The sequence below is a fragment of the Nitrosospira sp. NRS527 genome, from assembly GCF_018406445.1.
Taxonomy (GTDB): Bacteria; Pseudomonadota; Gammaproteobacteria; order Burkholderiales; family Nitrosomonadaceae; genus Nitrosospira; species Nitrosospira briensis.
Genome location: NZ_AP024515.1, coordinates 1,247,679 through 1,268,559, shown reverse-complemented (window position 1 = coordinate 1,268,559; position 20,881 = coordinate 1,247,679). Strand labels below are relative to the sequence as shown.

18 protein-coding genes are annotated in these 20,881 nt (G+C 53.6%); 8 read left to right on the top strand and 10 right to left on the bottom strand.

All coding sequences use genetic code 11. From position 1 onward, the window contains the following. Positions 1-198 precede the first annotated feature (198 nt). The 9 genes from KJS40_RS05665 to KJS40_RS05625 all read right to left on the bottom strand — a co-directional run bounded on the left by KJS40_RS05665 (position 199) and on the right by KJS40_RS05625 (position 13,569). Complete coding sequence (locus KJS40_RS05665) at positions 199-969, bottom strand: dienelactone hydrolase family protein (protein ID WP_213539400.1); 771 nt, start codon at positions 967-969, stop codon at positions 199-201. Positions 970-1,205: 236 nt separating this feature from the next. Next, positions 1,206-2,585 (bottom strand): NAD(P)(+) transhydrogenase (Re/Si-specific) subunit beta, encoded by a 1,380-nt coding sequence (locus KJS40_RS05660; RefSeq protein ID WP_213539399.1) that lies wholly within the window; start codon positions 2,583-2,585, stop codon positions 1,206-1,208. Between the two features lie 3 nt (positions 2,586-2,588). Continuing rightward, positions 2,589-2,894: an NAD(P) transhydrogenase subunit alpha gene (locus tag KJS40_RS05655; RefSeq protein WP_025041967.1), complete on the bottom strand. Its 306-nt coding sequence runs from the start codon at positions 2,892-2,894 to the stop codon at positions 2,589-2,591. Positions 2,895-3,000: 106 nt separating this feature from the next. After that, positions 3,001-4,128 (bottom strand): Re/Si-specific NAD(P)(+) transhydrogenase subunit alpha, encoded by a 1,128-nt coding sequence (locus KJS40_RS05650; RefSeq protein ID WP_213539398.1) that lies wholly within the window; start codon positions 4,126-4,128, stop codon positions 3,001-3,003. Positions 4,129-4,393: 265 nt separating this feature from the next. Continuing rightward, positions 4,394-7,945 carry an FAD-dependent oxidoreductase gene (locus KJS40_RS05645; RefSeq protein WP_213539397.1) on the bottom strand — a complete coding sequence of 1,184 codons (3,552 nt, stop codon included), beginning with the start codon at positions 7,943-7,945 and terminating at the stop codon, positions 4,394-4,396. 251 nt (positions 7,946-8,196) lie between these two features. Beyond that, complete coding sequence (gene cysN / locus KJS40_RS05640) at positions 8,197-9,480, bottom strand: sulfate adenylyltransferase subunit CysN (RefSeq protein ID WP_213539396.1); 1,284 nt, start codon at positions 9,478-9,480, stop codon at positions 8,197-8,199. Positions 9,481-9,622: 142 nt separating this feature from the next. Continuing rightward, positions 9,623-10,558, bottom strand: a complete 936-nt coding sequence (cysD, locus tag KJS40_RS05635; RefSeq protein ID WP_244859769.1) for a sulfate adenylyltransferase subunit CysD — start codon at positions 10,556-10,558, stop codon at positions 9,623-9,625. A gap of 133 nt (positions 10,559-10,691) precedes the next feature. Beyond that, complete coding sequence (locus KJS40_RS05630; protein ID WP_213539394.1) at positions 10,692-11,432, bottom strand: phosphoadenylyl-sulfate reductase; 741 nt, start codon at positions 11,430-11,432, stop codon at positions 10,692-10,694. 31 nt (positions 11,433-11,463) lie between these two features. Continuing rightward, positions 11,464-13,569, bottom strand: coding sequence for a nitrite/sulfite reductase (locus KJS40_RS05625; protein WP_213539393.1), 2,106 nt, complete (start codon positions 13,567-13,569; stop codon positions 11,464-11,466). Between the two features lie 336 nt (positions 13,570-13,905). On the opposite strand from KJS40_RS05625, the gene cysB reads away from it, so the two are divergent. The 8 genes from cysB to KJS40_RS05585 all read left to right on the top strand — a co-directional run bounded on the left by cysB (position 13,906) and on the right by KJS40_RS05585 (position 19,842). Next, on the top strand, positions 13,906-14,832 hold the full coding sequence (gene cysB, locus KJS40_RS05620) for an HTH-type transcriptional regulator CysB (RefSeq protein ID WP_107730895.1): 927 nt from the start codon (positions 13,906-13,908) through the stop codon (positions 14,830-14,832). Between the two features lie 58 nt (positions 14,833-14,890). After that, positions 14,891-16,702, top strand: coding sequence for a DNA mismatch repair endonuclease MutL (gene mutL, locus KJS40_RS05615; RefSeq protein ID WP_213539392.1), 1,812 nt, complete (start codon positions 14,891-14,893; stop codon positions 16,700-16,702). After that, on the top strand, positions 16,699-16,842 hold the full coding sequence (locus KJS40_RS05610) for a hypothetical protein (protein ID WP_213539391.1): 144 nt from the start codon (positions 16,699-16,701) through the stop codon (positions 16,840-16,842). Before mutL ends, KJS40_RS05610 begins: the two co-directional genes overlap by 4 nt. Positions 16,843-16,855: 13 nt before the next feature. Continuing rightward, positions 16,856-17,995 carry a cupin domain-containing protein gene (locus tag KJS40_RS05605; protein WP_213539390.1) on the top strand — a complete coding sequence of 380 codons (1,140 nt, stop codon included), beginning with the start codon at positions 16,856-16,858 and terminating at the stop codon, positions 17,993-17,995. A 326-nt stretch (positions 17,996-18,321) separates the two neighbouring features. Beyond that, positions 18,322-18,588: a hypothetical protein gene (locus KJS40_RS05600; RefSeq protein WP_025041977.1), complete on the top strand. Its 267-nt coding sequence runs from the start codon at positions 18,322-18,324 to the stop codon at positions 18,586-18,588. A 165-nt stretch (positions 18,589-18,753) separates the two neighbouring features. Continuing rightward, entirely contained in the window at positions 18,754-18,972 is a 219-nt protein-coding gene (locus KJS40_RS05595) for a hypothetical protein (RefSeq protein WP_213539389.1), read from the top strand. Positions 18,973-19,157: 185 nt separating this feature from the next. After that, positions 19,158-19,445, top strand: a complete 288-nt coding sequence (locus KJS40_RS05590; RefSeq protein ID WP_213539388.1) for a hypothetical protein — start codon at positions 19,158-19,160, stop codon at positions 19,443-19,445. A gap of 190 nt (positions 19,446-19,635) precedes the next feature. Further along, on the top strand, positions 19,636-19,842 hold the full coding sequence (locus KJS40_RS05585) for a hypothetical protein (RefSeq protein WP_213539387.1): 207 nt from the start codon (positions 19,636-19,638) through the stop codon (positions 19,840-19,842). A gap of 269 nt (positions 19,843-20,111) precedes the next feature. Here the strand turns inward: KJS40_RS05585 and KJS40_RS05580 are convergent, their stop codons facing one another. Next, positions 20,112-20,879, bottom strand: coding sequence for an MBL fold metallo-hydrolase (locus KJS40_RS05580; protein WP_213539386.1), 768 nt, complete (start codon positions 20,877-20,879; stop codon positions 20,112-20,114). Between the last annotated feature and the right edge of the window lie 2 nt (positions 20,880-20,881).

Genomic DNA, 20,881 nt, shown 5'->3' with positions numbered 1-20,881 from the left:
GAACCTTTCTTTTAAAGAAGATTAATATGAAATTGAGAGAATATGGATAGCGATCTGCTTCAACTTGAATGTGAACCGCTTACGCTCCTCTTGACTATGTCGCCCGCAACTCGACCTTTTTTTAAGTATACAACCCGATCCCCGAACCACAGGAAAAAATTATCCTGAAGGGTATCTACCGAGCTATTATTGGATGAGTCAGCGGAAGGGGCTATCCGGATCGAGCAATTGCGTTCGCAAATGCTTGATCACCCGTTCTCGGGTGTCGACCCCCCGGTCAAGCGCTTTCTGGTAATCGAATGTAAGTGTCGAGTGCCCTTCCCCGGGCACGACCACAGAATGGAAGCGCGACCCGGTTGACCCTGCCGGATTCCGCAGTGAGGATTCCAACCGCTCGAATCGAGCCGCAGGGCAACGAAAGTCGTCCTCAAAGCGGAGACCGAGCAACGACATCGTATCTGTACGACTGGATGCGAGCGCAAGTTTTTCCGGTTCGACGTCAAGCGCTCCCGGTTGAAAGAATGGAAGACTGGGCTGCGCCGCCACCGGCGCGAGGAGGGCTGCTTCCACCATCATCGCGAAAATAAAGCCGCCGGTATAACACATGCCCACGGCGCCTACCCCGGGCCCGCCACGCTCGGAATGAATTTTCCGGCACAACGCTCGTAGCACCATCGTGATGGGGCTTGATTTCCCGGCGTTGAGGTTGTTGAATTCCTTTCGAATGCATACGAATGGGGCCTTCAAAAGGCCGAGCATCGGATGCTGAAGCGGGCGACCGAACAGGAGCGGCATGACAACATGAAAGCCATGGCCCGCAATCCACTCCGCAAACTCGACTGTATCCTGGGTAAGACCGGGCAATTCATGCAGGAGGATAACACCAGGCCCATCCCCCTTCCCGTAGAGTATTAACGAGTGATTCCCTGTCGTGAACGTTTCCTCGGAAAAGCCCTTGATCGCACTCATGTACGCTGCCCATTATTTTGATGCTTTATCGTAATAATGGCTTCAGCCCTTTCGGGCACCGCACCAAGCCTTATGCCGCCGACATATTCCTTGGATTTCGCTCCAACAAAGAAGCAAATACACCATTTACCATGTGAATAAATCGCAGCTAGCAGTTTCCGAGATACTCCGGTGAATGAATCGCCCTCATCATAACAGGCGGAGCATATTCCGATTTTGAGTACTCCAATGAAAACTTACAACGCCTTGACCATCTCCTCGACCACCTTCTTGGCATCGCCAAATACCATCATGGTCTTGTCCATGTAGAACAGGTCATTATCGAGGCCGGCATAACCCGCTGCCATACTGCGTTTTACCACCATCACGGTACGCGCCTTGTGGGCATCCAGAATGGGCATGCCATATATCGGGCTGCCGGGAACGTTGGCGGCCGGATTCACCACGTCGTTCGCACCCAGCACCAGCACCACGTCGGTGTTGGAAAAATCGCTGTTGATCTCATCCATCTCGAGCACTTGCTCATAAGGTATTTCTGCTTCCGCCAGCAACACATTCATGTGTCCGGGCATGCGCCCTGCGACCGGATGAATCGCGAAACGCACGTTGACGCCTTTTGAGTGCAGCTTTTCTGCCAGTTCCTTGACCGAATGCTGCGCCCGCGCCACCGCCAACCCATAACCGGGCACAATGATTACGCTGTCGGCGTTGCCCATTAAAAATGCCGCATCGTCCGCACTGCCGCTGCGATAAGTTTTCTGGGTCCCGTCGCCTACCGCCGCAGTACCTGTTTCGCTGCCGAAACCGCCGAGTATGACTGAAATGAAGGGCCTGTTCATGGCCTTGCACATGATATAGGACAGAATGGCGCCTGAGCTGCCCACCAGCGAGCCGGCAATGATAAGCATGGGATTGCCGAGCGAGAAACCTATCCCTGCCGCCGCCCAACCGGAATACGAGTTGAGCATGGAAATCACAACCGGCATATCCGCGCCGCCGATGGGGATGATGATGAGAAAGCCAAGCACGAAGGCAATAGCCGTCATTGTCGCAAAAGCGGTCCAGTTGGTCGTTTCGCTAAAGAAGAACCACAAGCCAAATCCAACCATCACGATTGCCAGGATCAGATTGACCATATGCTGCCCGCCAAAGGTGATAGGTGCACCACTCATGCGGCCGGACAACTTCAGGAATGCGATCACTGAGCCTGACCAGGTCATGGCGCCAATGAATGTGCCAAGGAACAACTCCAGCCTGCTGCCCATCGGCAGCATTTCAGGCAAACCAAACGAAACAGGATTATTAACAGCGGCGATAGCGATAAATACCGCTGCCAACCCCACGAGCGAGTGCATGAACGCAACCAGTTCCGGCATCGCCGTCATCTGCACGCGACGGGCAACGATTGCGCCAATGGCGCCTCCCAGTGCGATACAGGCGAGGATCAGCGCCCAGTTGCTGGTGATCGTAAGCGTGGTGACGACGGCGATCGCCATCCCGACCATGCCAAACAAGTTACCGCGACGAGCGGTCAGGGGCGAACTTAAACCTTTCAGCGCCAGAATAAAGAAAACCGACGCGATAAGATACGCGAGTGCAACGGAATTTACCGACATTTACTAGCTTCCTTTTTTATCTTTTTTTCTGAACATTTCAAGCATTCGCTGCGTAACCAGGAAGCCGCCGAAGACATTGATCGCGGCCAGCGTGACGGCCACGGCGCCCAACCATACGCCCCAGTCGGTTTCGGCCGGTCCGGCGGCCAGCATGGCGCCCACCAGGATAATGCCGGAAATCGCATTGGTGACCGACATCAGCGGCGTATGCAAGGCTGGAGTCACATTCCATACGACGTGATAGCCTACGAACACCGCCAATACGAATACAGTGAGATTAATAATGGTTGGATCAACTTCGCCAATCATGGCTGCTCCTTCTAATGCGTTCTGTTACTGTGAATGGTGATTTATCTTCAACGAACGAAAGCGGCAAAAAGCGCGCATTCGGTTTTCAATGTTGGCCCGTAACGCTTCAAGTTTTCCGGACGACTTCCCCCCCGATGCAAACCAGTGTCCCGGCGATGACTTCATCTTCACGGTTCAGATTGAATTCTCCGGTCTTCGGATCAAGCATCAGATTGAGAAAATTCATCAGATTACGCGCGTACAGTGCGCTGGAATCTGTCGCTACCAATCCCGGCAGGTTGGCGATACCGACGAGATGCACGCCGTGCTTCACTACAATCTTGTCCAGTTCCGACAAGGGGCAATTACCGCCCGCCTCTACCGCCATATCAACGATGACCGATCCCGGTTTCATGGCTCGAACAGTTTCCTCCTTGATCAATACCGGTGCGGGCCGGCCGGGAATCAATGCCGTCGTGATGATGATGTCGGCTGCCGCGGCGCGCTGATGCACCAGTTCACCCTGACGCCGCTTGTAATCATCGGACATTTCCCGGGCATAACCGCCAGCGGTCTCCGCCTGCGCCTTTTCTTCCTCGCTTAGCGGAACCTCGACAAATTTGGCACCGAGGCTTTCCACCTGTTCTTTTGCCACCGGACGCACGTCGAACGCTTCGATCACGGCGCCCAGCCGTTTGGCCGTGGCAATGGCCTGGAGACCCGCCACACCTGCGCCGAGAACCAGCACCCGCGCCGCCTTTACGGTACCTGCCGCAGTCATCAGCATCGGGAAGAATTTCTGATAGACGTTGGCTGCCATCAGTACCGCCTTGTAGCCGGCGATATTCGCCTGGGAGGACAGCACATCCATACTCTGGGCACGGGAAATGCGCGGCAATTTTTCCATCGCAAAGGCAGTGAGGCCATGACGAGCGAGCGCTTCAATGCCCTCGGCGTGATGCGGAGAAAGTAAACCCAGCAGCACCGCATCCTTGCGCATCAGCGCCAGTTCGTCAGGGTCCGGGCTCCTCACTTTAAGCACTATTTGGGATTGACCGTACAGCTCCGCCGCGCTGGCCACGATAGTCGCACCCTCCGCCTGATACGCCGCATCCGGTATGCTCGCGCCGGCTCCCGCGCCAGACTGTACCAGAACAGTATTCAGACCTTTGGCGGTGAATTTCTTCACCGTTTCCGGTGTGGCCGCGACGCGGGTCTCTCCCCCGCGAATTTCCGCGGGTATGCCTATCTGCATTGCTAATCTCCCTTATTTTTTTAACGTGCGCTATTCTTCAGCAAACTGAAACCGGGCCGCTGGTGCTTCTGTTCGGCCCCTGTTCGTCACGAAGCTCGGATTATAAATGAACCTGCGCTGGATGCACTGCCCGGATCAAGGAAAAAAGCGCATCCTGGCAACCGTTTCTGCAGAGTCAGAATCAAATGGTTTTGGAAAAGACCGTTGGAATCCCGTTTTGCAGGACAGACAATGGTCCTTTTTGATGCCCGACTCCACAGGAACTTCAGGCGCTAACCGGGTTCACTTTTTTCAAACAATGTGTAATCCACCGGGTGGTCAGCTTTTCCTGGACACTGTTCTGGCGTAAACGCGATGCAAGACCGCCGAAGTCAACCTGATCAAGTGGTTGATCCTGATTGAAGCATGAAAATACATAGGTAATCTCACCCGTTACCGGATCTTTATGGGGTTGCAGGCATTGCGCGCAAATCTCTTTCATCATGCACTGCATGGGCGAATTGATGGAGCCGATCGCGAAATGGTCTGTTTTCAGGTAAGGCCGAAGCTTGTTATGACGTGCCGCTCCCACCGCCGCCATCATCCGGTCGGAGCCGATGGCAATGATACGATCGGCGTCCGACAATCGAACTTTCTGAGGACCCAGCGCGCCGCTTCCATAAGCGGCCATCGCTTCCACGATATTACCGACATAACTGAGATCGCCCGGACGTGAGGGTTTGAAACCAGGAGGCTCGTCACAGCACCACACCACTATGTCGGCTGCCGCCTCGATTTCCGCTACTTTATAGCGGTCGATCAGTTTCTTGTAACCGGCAAAATACAAAATTTTCGATCCTGCGGCTCTTGCTGCCGCACCAATTGAAAACAACACCGCGTTACCCAGGCCGCCACCCACCAGCACAACGGTTTCATCAGGCAGAATTTCGGTTGGGGTACCGGTGGGACCCATCAGGACCACCGGATCGCCAGGATTGAGCCTGGCGCACAAGTCTGCCGACCCCCCCATTTCCAGGGCAATCAGCGATACCAGTCCACGGGACACGTCAACCGAGGCTCCCGTAAGGGCAATGCCCTCCATCGCCAGTTTCGTATCGCCTGCAGTAATGGCAAGTGTTGCAAAGTTCTGAAAGCGGTAGAACTGGCCAGGATGAAAGCGTTCCACCGCCATCGGCGCATGCACGACCACTTCTATGATATTTGGAGTAAGTCGCTCGACCTTGTGCACCGTGGCGCGTAACTGTCCATTCATTTCGGCAAAAAAGAGCCAGGCCGGTTTCGTGGATGCCGGAGCCAGGCGTTCAAGCACGCCGCTTACCACGGGATAACCCTGCTTGGCGCTGGACATCGCTTTTACGACGTTGCCGGAATAGGAAGGATGCAAATCACCGAAGAAGCTGATGAAACGGCCATCTTCATTACGGCTCATCAGTACGCTGGCCGTTTCAGGTTTGGGGTTCGCCCGCGGTGGGCTGACCGGATCGCCATTTTCATCGCAAGCGGCGAAATAACGGCCGTTCAGTTTGAAATTCTTATCGTCTTCTCTGGCAAGTACGGTATTGGGCTGAGTACCGGCCGCAACCAGAACGGCGCGGGCCGGCAACACGGTCTGTCCCGTTTTTTGCCATGATCCCGTTTCATCCAGAACCTGTATCGCGAACTGCACCGCTTTCGCATGTTCCCATTTATCGGTATCCACTCGCACGGGCGTGAGACCCTCGGCAAACCATATACCTTCCTCCAGCGCCTTTTCGACTTCTTCGTGATTAAGCGTATAAGAGGGGCTATCGATGAGCCGCTTGCGGTAGGCAATAGTGGCGCCCCCCCAGGATTGAAGCAGTTCCAGGATGCGCGGTACCCGTCCTTCCTTTTCCGCTTCCTCGCGCTCTGCGCGAATGGCGCGCGCGTGGCTGAGAAATTCCTCGGCAATTATCCGTTCTTCTTCATCCCATGCGCCACGAATCGCGGCATCGCCCTGCACGGCTGCAAGAATTTCGTAACGACGCAGAAATTTGTCTACTTGCACTGGATAGTAAGCCAGTGCTTCGGTCGCCGTATCGATGGCTGTCAGCCCGCCGCCGATCACTAAGACAGGCAAGCGCAGCTGCATATTGGCAACTGAATTAATCTGAGCCGCGCCGCTCAATTGCAACGCCATCAGGAAATCGGATGCGGCACGAACCCCCCGCGCCAGACCATTGGGCAGGTCGAGTACAGTGGGCCGCCCAGCCCCCGCCGCAAGCGCCACGTGATCGAACCCCATGGCGAAAGCGTCATCGGCGGTAAGCGTCCCGCCAAAACGGATACCACCAAAAAGCGCAAACTCCTCTCGTCGCTCCAGAAGCAAACGGATCAGCTTGAGAAAGTTTTTATCCCAGCGCACGGTGATGCCGTATTCGGCAACCCCACCAAATCCTCCCGGCATGCGCTCATCCAGATCTTCGGCAATTTCGTCGGCGTTCCGGATGGCTCTGAATGGAACATGTTCCCCCTGCTGGTTTACCCCGCAAATTTCCGGTGACAACGGCTCGATCTTGAGGCCGTCAACACCTACTACCGCATGGCCATCGTTCATTAGATGGTGCGCCAAGGTGTATCCCGCAGGTCCCATGCCCACAACAAGCACCTTCCGGCCTGTCGGCGCCTTCGGTACCGGTCGACGCAAGTTAAGTGGGTTCCAACGGGTGAGCAGGCTGTATATTTCGAAGCCCCAGGGCAATTCCAGTATATCCTTGAGCGTGCGCGTTTCAGCCTGGGGAATATCGACCGGTTCCTGTTTCTGGTAAATGCAGGACTTCATGCAATCGTTGCAAATGCGGTGGCCGGTGCCGGCGCACATGGGATTATCCACCACAATCATGGCAAGGCCGCCGATTGCCACACCTTGCGTCTTGAGTTTGTGAAACTCGGAGATGCGCTCTTCCAGCGGGCAACCCGTTAGCAGGACACCCAATTGGCTTTTCTTGAAAGAGGGAATTTCATCGGGTGTTTTCGCCTTTTCCTTCATTCCCTTCGAACAGGAATCCTTTCCTTGTTCGTGGCACCAAATGCAATAATTCGCTTCATCCAGCGCCCCCACCAGATCGGTTCCCTGATCGGTGAGCGTAAAACCTTCCCGGCGTCGTATATGATGCAGCTTATGGACGGTATAACCCGCAGTGCTATCGGTATCCGTCGACAAAAGATGCAGAAAATCGAGCTTGGCCGGCGCCTTGAATAATACTCCGTCCCGGTTACGCTCTCGCCCTGCGGGTGTCTTCAACGCCCAGGCCGCATAGAGCAAAGCAGTCTTCAGATGTTCTTCGTTCGCGGCTTCATCCAATAACCATTGGGTGACCTTGCCTGCAAAAGCCAACTCGGAGAAAGGGGCTTCGAATTCGGCAACCAGTTTCTCCTCCAGCGCAACCCCATCCACCGCCGCTGCCTCCACCTCGCTTACCTTGCTCATCGCCTTGCGTTGAACGAATTGTCTTTTGCAGGAATAAAGCGGAGCAAGCTGATGGTGACGGGCGGCAAGAGCACTGACCTCTGTCTCGATACCGAACAGTCTGGCAATGAAATCTTCCATCCACGGCGCCACCTCGATCAGCAGAGCCGCTTCCGCTTTCCGGTCCAGGCTATCGGGATGAGCACGAGCATGATCCAGACGAACGCGCAGCCCGGCTTCTCCTTCATGCAGAAATTCCAGGAATGCCTGATCCAGACGCACAAGCCCTTCGCGGCGATATAGATCGGCAAAAGCCATGCCGAATCCAAGCACGGGAGAAGGTGCGACATTTTCCGGTATAGGGTGGCGCGCCAATTGTAAACTTGTCATGATAAAGTCATCAAAAGTAAAAAGTGAATCAAAAAAGAGACAAAAAAACTATCTGATAAATTGTTGGAGCGTAACCGTACAAAAAGTTTTGCAGCACCTAAAAACCCTTCTCATCTTGTGCTTTTACATGGCCGAAAAATACAAAAGCGGCAAGGCTTCCTCTCCACCTTGTCCGCCCCTTTTCAGCATAATGGCTCCGCGCACTCAAGCGGCCCTTTGCGCAGCACCATCAGAATCGATTGAAACTCCCGCTAATCTTTTGCCGGGCAGATCATGCCTGCAGCAACGGTATTGTTGTTGACTTCGTCAATGACGATAAAGCTGCCCGTAGCATGGTTACGCTGGTAAGAATCGTATGCCAGAGGCTGCTGTACTTTTAGCAATACCCGCCCGATGTCATTCATTTTCAAACTATCGACCGCTTCATGATTCAACGTATTGATATCGACACGATACTCTATCCGGGATATCACCGCTTTTACGGTGCGCGTAGTGTGCTTGATAAGGTATTTGCGCCTCGGGTCCAGGCTCTGCTCCGACAACCAGCACAGCATCGCTTCAAACTCTTTCCCAACCCGCGGAACATCGAGCGTTTTAACCAGCATATCGCCCCGGGAGATATCCAGATGGTCTTCAATAGTCAGCGTTACGGACTGTGGCGCAACCGCGTCGTCGACATTTCCGTCATAAGTGACAATCTCCTTGATACGCGAGGTCAACCCGGAAGGCAGAACCTTCACCGCATCACCAACACTGATGAATCCGGATTCGATGCGCCCCATATAGCCCCGAAAATCGGGTAATTCCTCAGTTTGCGGCCGGCATACCCATTGCACCGGAAACCGGAAATCCTGAAGATTGATGTCGTGGTCGATGGGAACACTCTCCAGCAAATCCATCAGCGCCACGCCCTTATACCAGTTGAGCTTATCTCCACGCTCGACCACCATGTCGCCGTTCAAGGCAGACATCGGGATGTATGCGATGTTGCTCAGCTTGAGTCCTGCGGCGAAAGCCGCGAAATCCTTGCAAATTTGCTCGAATACGTCTCTGGAATAGTCCACCAGATCCATCTTGTTGACTGCCACCACCAGATGAGGGATACCGACCAGACTGGCGAGGTAGGCATGGCGGCGCGACTGGGTAAGCACACCCTTGCGCGCGTCGATCAGGATGATGGCGAGATTGGCCGTGGAAGCGCCCGTCACCATGTTGCGCGTATACTGTTCGTGGCCCGGTGTGTCGGCAATAATGAATTTGCGCTTGGGCGTCGCAAAGTATCGATAAGCCACATCGATGGTAATACCCTGCTCACGCTCCGCTTGCAGGCCGTCGGTGAGCAGCGATAGATCGACGCTTTCCATTCCGCGCCTGCTCGAAGTATGAGTGATGGCGCTCAATTGGTCCTCGAAAATGGACTTCGAGTCATGCAGCAGGCGCCCGATCAGCGTGCTTTTGCCATCATCCACGCTCCCGGCGGTGATGAAACGTAACAACTCGCTATGATCGAATGAAATACTATCAATGGCTGACATTTAATACTCTTTTGGAATTCTGGTTTCCGAAATATGCTGGCAATCACGCCGGTGAAAGAGAAGGTAGGGTATTACCGACTTTTTACAAGGGTAAACTCTTGAGAAAAGCGGTATCACAACCTCATGAGCGGAAAGATACGCGTCAGAAATAACCCTCTTTCTTGCGCAGTTCCATCGATGCGTCCGACGTCTGGTCGTCCATGCGCGTGGCGCCGCGCTCGGTAATTCGCGTAATCGCGGTTTCAGCAATGATTTCCGTCACGCTGACTGCGATGGACTCCACCGGGCAGGTGCAGCTCATATCTCCCACCGTCCGAAAGCGCACCATGAGATTTTCCACTTTTTCACCTTCCTTGAGCTCAACCAGATGAGATACCGGCAGAAGACCGTTACCCCGCCGGATGACATCGCGTGTATGGGCGAAATAGATGTGAGGTACTTCCAATTTCTCACGGGCAATGTATTCCCACACATCCAGTTCGGTCCAGTTGCTGATGGGAAACACGCGAATATTTTCGCCTGGATGCACGCGAGTATTGTAGATGTCCCATAATTCCGGCCGCTGGTTCTTCGGGTCCCATTGACCGAATTCGTCACGGAAGGAAAATATGCGTTCCTTGGCCCGAGCCTTTTCCTCGTCGCGACGCGCCCCACCGATACAGGCATCGAAGCCGAATTCAGCGATGGCATCCAGTAGCGTCACTGATTGAAATGGATTGCGGCTCTGGTTCGCCGAACGCAATACCACTCTTCCCTGCTTGATGGAATCATCCATGCTGCGCACGATTAAACGCTCTCCCAATTGCTTGGCGCGGCGATCGCGAAACTCGATCACCTCGGGAAAATTATGGCCGGTATCGACATGCAGCAATGGAAATGGAAAACGCCCTGGCCGGAAAGCTTTTTCCGCCAAACGCAGTAGTACGATGGAATCTTTTCCACCCGAGAACAGCAGGGTCGGGTTGGCACATTCGGCTGCAACCTCGCGCATGATGTGGATGGCTTCGCTTTCCAGTTCATCCAGATGACCCAGATGCCTTGCAGGTTGGCATTCAAGCGCCACACCCTCACTCTCCATGACAAGATCCGGAACGGGAGCAGCAAATTCTTGTTTATCGTTCAATATGAGATCCATCAATCATTCCTCACAGTTTCACAAGCATGGACTTGGCAAGCGCCGGCCCATGTTCTTTCTTATCCAAAGTTCTGGCTCAACCCGGCGCGGGTAGATCCGTTGTCCCGCCCAAAGCCGTTGTAGCGTTGTTAATGCGCCGTTTGTCCGGATGCAAACCGCACTCCTTGTTTTCCGGGTCTTCCCACCACCAGCGGCCGGCACGCACATCTTCACCGGGCGTAATGGCACGGGTACAGGGCGCGCATCCGATGCTGGTGTACCCCTTGTCATGCAATAGGTTGTACGGCACATCGAACTGTTTGAGATAAGCCCAGACGTCGGACAGGCTCCAGTCCAGCAACGGGCTGATTTTTTGCAAACCATTGCCGGCATCAAATTCCGATACCGCCATATCCTTTCTGGTCAGCGCCTGATCGCGGCGTACACCGGTAATCCATGCGCGCTTGCCGCTCAAAGCGCGCTTCAGCGGTTCCACTTTGCGAATATGGCAGCATTTTTTACGTAACTCCACACTGTCGTAGAAGCCGTTGGGCCCGTTGCGCGCGATATAGGACTCCACCGCGGCGGATTCCGGAAAATATACCGGCACATGAATGCCATAACGATCCGCCACCTTTCTCATAAGACTGTAGGTCTCTTCAGGCAGGCGTCCGGTATCCAGCGTAAACATCGCGATATCGGGATAATCCCGCGCTATGAGGTCCATCAACACCATGTCCTCAGCACCGAAACTGCTAGCGAAGGTGGCCGGCGCATAGTCTGCCTGCGCGTCATCCAGCAATGCTCTCACTTCCGCAATCTTGTGATCCAGGCTCATATTACCGGCTCGGTCTGTGCATCAAAATTTATCAGGCCATGACGGATGGCTGCGTTGCCCCGGATGCCGGCGATTTGGCTGAGGCGGAGAGGGGAAACGGTAGCGCACCCGTCAGATCAAGCTGGCGATCGAAACTCAGGCAAAACTCCGCAACCTCCATTGTCCAGGCATCCAGTTCAGAAAACCATCTGGTCAGATCATCGTCGTTCAACGCCTCGGCCGGGCGCGCAAAATCCTCCGCAAATTGGGCTAACACTTTGGCCAGGCGCGGCTTGGTAGGAAATACCCGGCGCAACTCTTCCGCCTGTATTTTCAAATCTTCGTGCTTCTGGCCGCCGAGTAACTCAGCCAGACCCTGGCCGATCAATCGGGCCATTTCCTCGGCGCACTTGGCCGAATCCTCGAATTTTCGCTGAAACTTGAGCGCATCCCGGTAATTCCGCTCATGAGCCGCTTCAAAGAAGATTGTGCCGATCTTCACCTGGCTCACGCCGGCGCACTCGCCCCCGCCCAGTTGCAACACCTTGAAATCGTTGCTGTTGCCGTGATCGCGCAAGACCGACGCCAGTTCTTCCGGCTTGACTTCCACCAGGTCCGCCAGTAAATCAGCGAAATAGGGTTTATCCATCCGGTGTGCCCAGGAATAGAATGTTTCGCCCGACTCACGGCTAGTATCAAAAGCGGACTGCACTCGCTCGATTGCCTCTTCGATGCGCGCGGTGGGTATGGACGGGCCTTTAAACGCCAGCGCGCCACGCGCCATGGCATTGCCGCCGAAATGCAGCTGATAATGTGGCACGAGCTTGCCGTGCATACGCTTGCCTTCGCCGTATATGCCAATATCTCCAGCCTCGGGCTGGGCGCAACCGTTATGACACCCCGATACGCGCATTTTCAGGTCATGCTTGCCGCCGCTTAGTTTGGGTCCGAGAATCGTGCTCGAAGTTATCCCCAAGCGGCAAGTCGAAGTACCGGGACAAGCCACCACGTCATCGCCCGTCTTCGGCACACCCAGGCCCAGCGCAGCCAGTGCTGCACGCAAGGGTTCAATTTTAGCCTCCGGCACATCTGTCAGAAACAAGTTCTGATCCTGGCTGGCACGAATGTCAGGCAACTCGAACGTCTCGCAGATATGAGCCAGGCCACGCAAATGCGTTACGCTCAGGTTACCCATTGGCACACTGATCGGAAATACGTAATAGCCGGCCTGTTTTTGCGCGAAAATATGACGCGGCGCACCGAGACCTGGAACCTCGCTATCGACGCTACCATTGCTCCATTCACCTTTAGGATAGTCCAAGGTTGCAAGTGCCGATTGAGTGCGTGACAACTCCTCACGATATTTCTCGACAAAACCCTCGGGACCAAATTTATCCACCAGGAATTTAATTCTTGATTTAGCACGTTTAACGCGGTCGGAATAACGGTTGTGCAACTGGATGACCGCTTCCATCACAGGCAGCAGGTCTTTTTCTTCAATGAATTCTTCAATGACGATCGCTTCACGCGGCTTGTGCCCAAGGCCGCCTCCGGCCACGACCTTGAAACCGAATCGGGAACCATTACGTACGGCGATAACGCCCAGGTCATGCATCATGCCTTGCGCACAGTCGGATTCACAGGCAGACAGGCTGATCTTGAACTTGCGCGGCATTTGTTGAGTCAGCGGATTTCGCAGCAAATGCTGGACCGTACCCTCGAGATGCGTCGTGACATCGACATTCTGGCGAGGGCATACGCCGGAGAGCGGGCAGGTCGTGATATTGCGTATGGTATTACCACAGGCCTCACGGGTCGTCAATCCAGCTTCGGCCAAGTGGTACAACACGGCCGGCGTCTGCTCGAGCGGCACGTAATGCATCTGGATATCCTGGCGCGTAGTGATATGGACGACGTCATGGCGCGAGTAATTCTCCAGCGCACTGGCGATCTTTCTCAATTTCGGCGCACTCAGGCGTCCTCCCGGAAGCTTGATACGCACCATATTGACGCCTTCCTGCCGCTGGCCGTAGATCCCCATTTGCAGGCGACCCGCGGTAAAACGCGCGGCGTCCATATTCAGGTCCCGATACTCCTGTACCGACTGACCGTACGAATTGATTTCCTCATCATTAGCGAGGTGATCCAACAGACTCATCTTATATCCTCCACAATTTATGGCTATCCGCCTGACGCCACAAGAACCCGAAAATGGATTACGTACACGGCAGCATATTGGTCCAGCTCTCCACTGGTTCGGCACTCCGCCTGGATTTCGGGCAAGGTGATTATTCAAGCCGCCGAGTGAACCGAAATTCGCTGCTTCTTCTTAGCTCCCGCCTATCAGATCTGTCAGGACGCCCTGCTCGGCAGCGCAATCGATGTCATATTGCATCGTATTGCGTCTCGAGGGCGACATAATAGCAGGAACATATATATCGCGAAAGAATATTATGTTAGATTAACATAACCAAATCTTATTTAGACCGAATATATGAAATTGCAACAATTGCGCTATTTATGTGAAGTCGCCAATCACGGCCTGAATTTATCCAAAGCGGCGGAATTCCTGCATACCTCCCAACCCGGGATCAGCAAGCAGATCCGTCTTCTGGAAACCGAGCTGGGGGTCGACATTTTTGTGCGTAACGGCAAGCGCGTAGTTGAAACCACGCCGCCGGGACGAGCGATTCTGGAAATTGCCGAAAGAATGCTGAAAGATGCAAAAAACCTGAAACAAGTTGGTCAGGAATTTGCTAACGAAGCCAGCGGCTCTCTTACTATTGCTACAACCCACACTCAGGCACGGTACGCACTTCCCTCCGCAATCAAGGATTTTACCTTACGCTACCCCAAGGTGAAATTAATTTTACGCCAGGGCAACCCGACGCAGATTGCGGAACTGGTCAGTTCAGGCGTAGCGGACATCGCTATCGCCACTGAAGCGATCGAGCTATTCAATGAGTTGGTGATGCTGCCGTGCTATCAATGGAACCGCTGCATTGTCGTCCCGCCGAGGCATCCGCTGCTTAAACTCAAGGTGTTGACACTGGAAGCCATCGCCGCATATCCGATTATTACTTACGATTTTGCTTTTACCGGCCGCTCGAGAATCAACCAGGCATTCGATGCAAAAGGGTTGGTTCCCAATGTTGTGCTGACGGCGATAGACGCGGATGTCATCAAGACTTACGTAGAACTGGGATTGGGCATTGGCATCCTGGCGCAAATGGCGTTTGAACCCAAACGTGATAAGCACCTGAGGTCTATCGACGCGAGCCATCTCTTCGAGCCTAGCACGACGCGTATAGGCATAAGCCGCAATAGTTATTTGCGTGGATATGTCTATGACTTTATTGAAATATTTTCCCCTCATCTTGATCGCGCCACCGTGACAGCTGCGATGATGGAGCGTTCGTGAGCATGATGATGCCGCCAACGGGCGGTATAATGGCAGCAAATTTTTGATGAATTTGCTTATGAATGCGATCAAACCGCTACCCGACCTGCTCATCAGCCAGATTGCGGCCGGAGAGGTAGTGGAGCGTCCCGCCGCGGCACTCAAGGAAATGCTGGAGAATAGCGTGGACGCGGGATCGACCGAAATCACCGTGCAACTTTTCCAGGGTGGCATCAAACTGATCCGGGTAGCGGATAACGGAACAGGAATTTCCAGGAATGATCTGCCGCTTGCGCTTGCGCGACACGCCACCAGCAAGATCGATTCCCTTGAAGATTTACAAAAAGTAGCAAGCCTCGGTTTTCGGGGCGAGGCGCTGGCAAGTATCGCGGCTGTTTCGCGGCTGACGCTGGCAAGTCGCAGGGCGGAAGAAAAGCATGCCTGGAGGATAGAAACCGAAGGGGGCCGCCTGTCAACAGCGGAACCCGCCGCACTTGCCCACGGTACCACGGTAGAAATGCATGATCTCTACTTCAACACCCCTGCCCGGCGTAAATTTCTAAAGACTGAAGCTACTGAATTATCCCACTGCGAGGAAGCATTCAAGCGCATTGCGTTGTCGCGCGCCGATATCGCTTTCTCGCTACAACACAATGGCACCGTACGCAACCACTTGCGTGCGGCGGACGCACGACTTCGCATCGAGGCGATACTGGGCAATGAATTCAGCCGGACCTCGGTAGTCATAGAGGAGCAGGCGGCGGATTTGCGTCTTTGGGGCCTTGCGGCATCACCCGCCTATTCCCGGTCTTCTCGAGATGCCCAGTATTTTTTTGTCAATGGGCGGTTCGTTCGCGACAAATTGATTGCTCATGCGCTACGTGAAGCCTATCGGGATATTCTCCATCTGGACCGACACCCGGCTTTTGTCCTATTTCTCGAAATGAATGCCGAAGGCGTGGATGTGAATGTGCATCCCACCAAGATCGAGGTGAGGTTCCGCGACCCGCGCGCACTGCATCAATTCGTCTTTCATGCGATCGATAAAGCGCTGGCATCGCCGCAACCCCCGTCTGCAGCAACTTTTCCCACAGGCGGAAGCCGGCAGGAAAGCGGTGACCAAAACGGTGCTGGCGCTGCGCCCTCCGCGTTTTCAGCTTATTCGCGACAAAATACCATATCGCTTGCTCCACCTTTAGGCATCGCCCAATCACAGGCTTTTTATTCCGCCCTGTTCGGTGCCGATAACCGCAACCCGAAATCGGCGGATACATCGGCAGCCATTGCCGGTGCCGAAAAATGCGACATTCCCCCATTGGGTTTCGCATTGGGGCAACTCCTCGGCATTTACATTCTGTCGCAGAATGAACGGGGGTTGCTCATCGTGGATATGCATGCCGCGCACGAGCGGATTCTGTATGAGAAGCTAAAATCCGCACTGGATAACCATACGCTCTCGATGCAGCCCTTGCTGATCCCGGCGATATTTCATTCGGATAGCCTGGACGTTGCCGCGGTTGAAGAAAACAGCGCTACTTTACAAGAGCTTGGGTTTGAAATCTCCACACTCTCGCCAACCATGCTGGTGGTGCGGTCGGTACCGGCTGCGCTCAAGGATGCCGACGTAGTGAAACTCGCACGCGACGTATTGACCGAAATCCGCGAATTCGGCGCCAGCCGGGTACTGACCAGCAAGCGTAACGAAATTCTTTCCACCATGGCTTGCCACGGCGCAGTTCGTGCCAACCGCATATTGACCGTTACGGAAATGAATGCCTTGCTGCGTGAAATGGAAACAACCGAGCGTGCCAGCCAATGCAATCACGGCAGGCCCACGTGGTTCGAAATAAGCCTTGCGGATCTCGATAAGATGTTCATGCGCGGCAGATGAGCCCGATGCCGGCGCTTGTACAGCACCCCTGCATATTGCCTTGGCTGGAAACGCCGGTTGCCGAATTTACCGGTGAGGGCAGGACGGGGCGCGCAGAGGATCGGGAAGACCAGGCCGTTTTTTATGGAAAGCTCATTTGAGCTTGGGCAAATAATGAAAAGCAAGCTGCTGGGGAATATTTCGGTGGGGAAATTTCTCCGGGATTACTGGCAAAAAAAACCTTTGCTCGTGCGCGGAGCCCTGCCGGATTTCCAGGGTTTTCTGACTCGAGACGACCTCATCAATCTCGCCTGCCACGACGACGCGCAGTCGCGCCTGATAACCCGAAAGAAGGGTAAATGGGAGGTCAGGCATGGTCCTTTCACATCTCGTGTTTTTTCACGTCTGCCAGCAAAAGACTGGACGCTGCTGGTGCAGGACATCAACCACTTCCTACCGTCAGCCCGTGAATTGCTACTGAAATTCAATTTCATCCCGCACGCTCGTCTTGATGACCTGATGGTCAGTTATGCTCCTGAGGAAGGAAGCGTCGGGCCCCATTTCGATTCTTACGATGTCTTCTTGCTGCAGGGTATGGGGCGCAGAAACTGGCAGATCTCGGCCCAGCAGGATAAAAGGCTGGTGATGGATGCGCCGCTAAAAATCCTGCGGGAATTCAGACCTGAACAGGAATGGATGCTGGAACCCGGCGATATGCTGTATCTGCCCCCCGGCTATGCACATCATGGGGTCGCAAAAGGCCATTGCATGACCTATTCCATCGGTTTTCGGGCGCCGACCTATCAGGAGCTCGTTATTCAATTTCTCGTTTACCTGCAGGATCACACCGAAGTCGAGGGAATTTATCATGACCCGAATCCTGCCTTCCAATCGCACCCGGGACGTATCGGCCCGGATATGTTGCAACAAGTGGGAGCAGTGCTCAGCAAGATCACATGGGGCCCAACTGATATAGAACGTTTCCTTGGAATCTACCTGACCGAGCCTAAACATCATGTTTTTTTTACGCCGCCGTCGAATCCCGTAGCTCAGCAGGAATTCGCGTATCAGGTTAAGGAAGGGAAGCTGCAACTGAACCTGAAAAGCCGAATGTTGTGTAGAGGCAAGAATATTTTTTTGAATGGAGACGCGTATACCGCAGGCGCCGCGGCATGCAGGGTGCTTGGAAAATTAGCTGATCGCCTTGCGCTGCCAATGTCGGAAGAACTCGACGATGAGGCTCTCTCCCTGCTTTACCCGTGGTATCTCGATGGTTATGTCGAAATAGTAAAGGTATCGGCGAACCCGGCATAATTTCATTAACCTATGGGCTACCTGAGGGACGGGCGAACTTACCCGAATTGTAAATTTTGTAACTGCTGGGAGAGTCGTGTGTGCCATCAAAATTTACTACTCCGTAGAGAGGTAAAAACTTTCGGTCAGCATTCCGTCAAATGCCTGTAAGGCTCGCCCATCGACGATTTGGCGCTATTTCTTGGGGCTGTGAGATGCAACGACTAGACAACATTTCTGAATTCTGCTATTAAGATAGTGGCTATTAAAATGGTCGTTTCTCAGATTTGAATGGCCGAAACGCTCGTATAATTTATTTGTCTAAACCTATAAAGGAGATTAAAAAAATGAAATACTCGCTCCTCGCCGCCGCTTTGGTAACACTGACCTTTAGCGCATGTGATCAAATGAGAGAGAAAACCCCTGGGGAAGGAAAACCGGGGCAATATCCACCCAGCCTTTGGGATAAACGTGAAGGGCAACTTAGCGATGCGGAAATTGATGCGGCGCAGAAAGAAGGCGCTGCTGAAACCGAATCAAAAAAATCCGCTGACTCGGGATATACGCCCGCCAGTCCTAAAGAGACCGATGTTAGCGGCAAACCCGTAGACTAATCGGTAATGGGCAGAATTTGATAATGCCGTCCCTCGGGACGGCATTTTTTATGGGGAAATGCTTCCGGAAAGCCCGTCAATTCACATCCCTATGGCCGGGTTTGAATGATCCCGAAGCTTTTGTTACACTACGGTTTCTCTTTGAAACTATAGGATGACTTAATGATGAAATACCTGCTCCTCGCTGCTGCCGTAACGGCATTGACGCTGACCGCTTGTGACGGCAAAAAACATCCTATGGATAAGCCGCCTCCCTCCGCCTCGGTTGAACGTGACTCAGCGCCGAATTTTGACGACCTTGATAAACCTTCGACTGACGAGGCTGCTGGAAGTCACGATGCTGCGGGTGGCGATAATGTCAAAAAAGAAGAACCTGCCAAGTAAAAAACTGATAAAAGCTACTCTCAGCAAGGTTTTATAGATCATATATCTAGTGACTCAGTCCAAACCAGCGGATAGCAAACTCAACCATCCGTCTTGAGGGAAATTTCGACTTGTTTGGGGGTATTTTTGCTATATAATATGATTCGTCACAACCTATTTCTATTTTTATTAAGGACTCCCCGATAATGAAACTATCACTTCTTGCCGCTGCTTTGATGGCACTTGCCCTCACAGCCTGCGACAGACCAAAACAAGCCCTGCCTGAGAATTCCACCACATATGGAACCAGAACGGAAGAAGGCACGACGATGGATGAAGAGCGTGCCGCTGCCGGTACGCCAGCCGAGCACACCGCTGCTGCCGCTGATGGCGAGGATGAATATTCAGGTCAAGCCGTTCTCCCCGGACACGCGCTTGATGGCAATGGCAATCCCGTAAAAGAAGGTCAAAGCGCCATCCCGGCCGGTCACTAATAAAGTGCAACGGCCAAAAAAGCCATCCGCAGGATGGCTTTTTTATTGATCAAGCAGTGCACTGGATAACCTCGCTTCAACCTCCATATCATCCATTTGCAGAACTCGTTGTCCGGCCTGCGCTCGAGAGACGAAACGTTTTTTGCCATATTAAGTTTAAGTTTTAAACCAACTTGGAGAGAATTAGATAATGAGACTCACATTACTCGCTGTAACCCTTGCGGTACTCGCCATGACTGCCTGCGGCAAGCCAAACCAAGCGCTTCCCGAACAGGAAAAAGATAATTTCGCCAAAGTGATATCGCAATCTGCCGCCCCTGCTGCGCCGGATTCCGCTACTGACGAAAGCACAAACGATTCTACTGACAGCAGCGCTTCGTCTACCGAAGCGAAATAGATACTAAGATCAAGCCTGCCGAAGGAAGATAGCAGCTATGTTGCGTCACCAGGGCAGCGACGGGCCGCGCTAAAGATGCAGTAAGCAAGAAGGCAGGGGACGGAAAGGATGCTTTGGCGGGCCCGGCTTGGAAAGCGAAAAAAAACGCTTTGGATGCGCTGAAGTAACCGGTAATCACAACGATAAAAGCCGCCCTCTACTTGAAACGGGGGTGGCTTTTATCGTTTGGGAAGTTGTATTTATAAAACCTGAATCCTGCAATGAGTCATTCAGAGCAGCTGGCGCCAGCTAAAGCCGTCGCTCTGATCGGCGACACCAATCCAGTCTACTTCACAGTTCAAGGCGCCGCTCAGCATTGTTTGCGCAAGCAGCGGAGTATTGTTTTTTTGGCTCAAATGCGCCGCGATGACGTGTTGAAGGCGACTGCAGTCAAGACTTGCAAGAAGATTCGCTGAGGCAGCGTTCTCGAGATGGCCAAGGCGCCCGCCTACGCGTCGTTTGAGACTTTGCGGATAATTGCCGTTTGCGAGCATCTGTGCATCGTGATTGCATTCCAGCACCAGCGCGTGGCAGTGTCTCAAGATTGCCTCGATGTGGGGCGTCGAACACCCGGTATCGGTCAGTACGCCCAGCCGCAATGCACCATCGCCAAACACGAACTGTGCAGGTTCCTGAGCGTCATGCGGAACCGGATAAGGCTCGACCTCGATATCTCCAATGGAGAAACGCTGGTAGTCCTCTATGATATTAACCCTTGGCAATAACGCAAACGCCTTCCTTGTACTGCGCAAGGTGCCGTGCGTCAACCAGACCGGGGTGCCAAATTTGCGCGCAAACCGCGCTACACCACTGACATGGTCATCGTGCTCGTGAGTAACGACAATTCCATCGATCATGCCGGGCTCGAGGCCGAGCCGCATAAGCCGGATGACGGTTTCCTTCAACGTAAAACCGCAATCCAGCAGCAACCGGGTATTTGCTACTTCGACTACAAGACCGTTACCTCGTGAACCACTACCTAAACAGGCAAATCGCATGT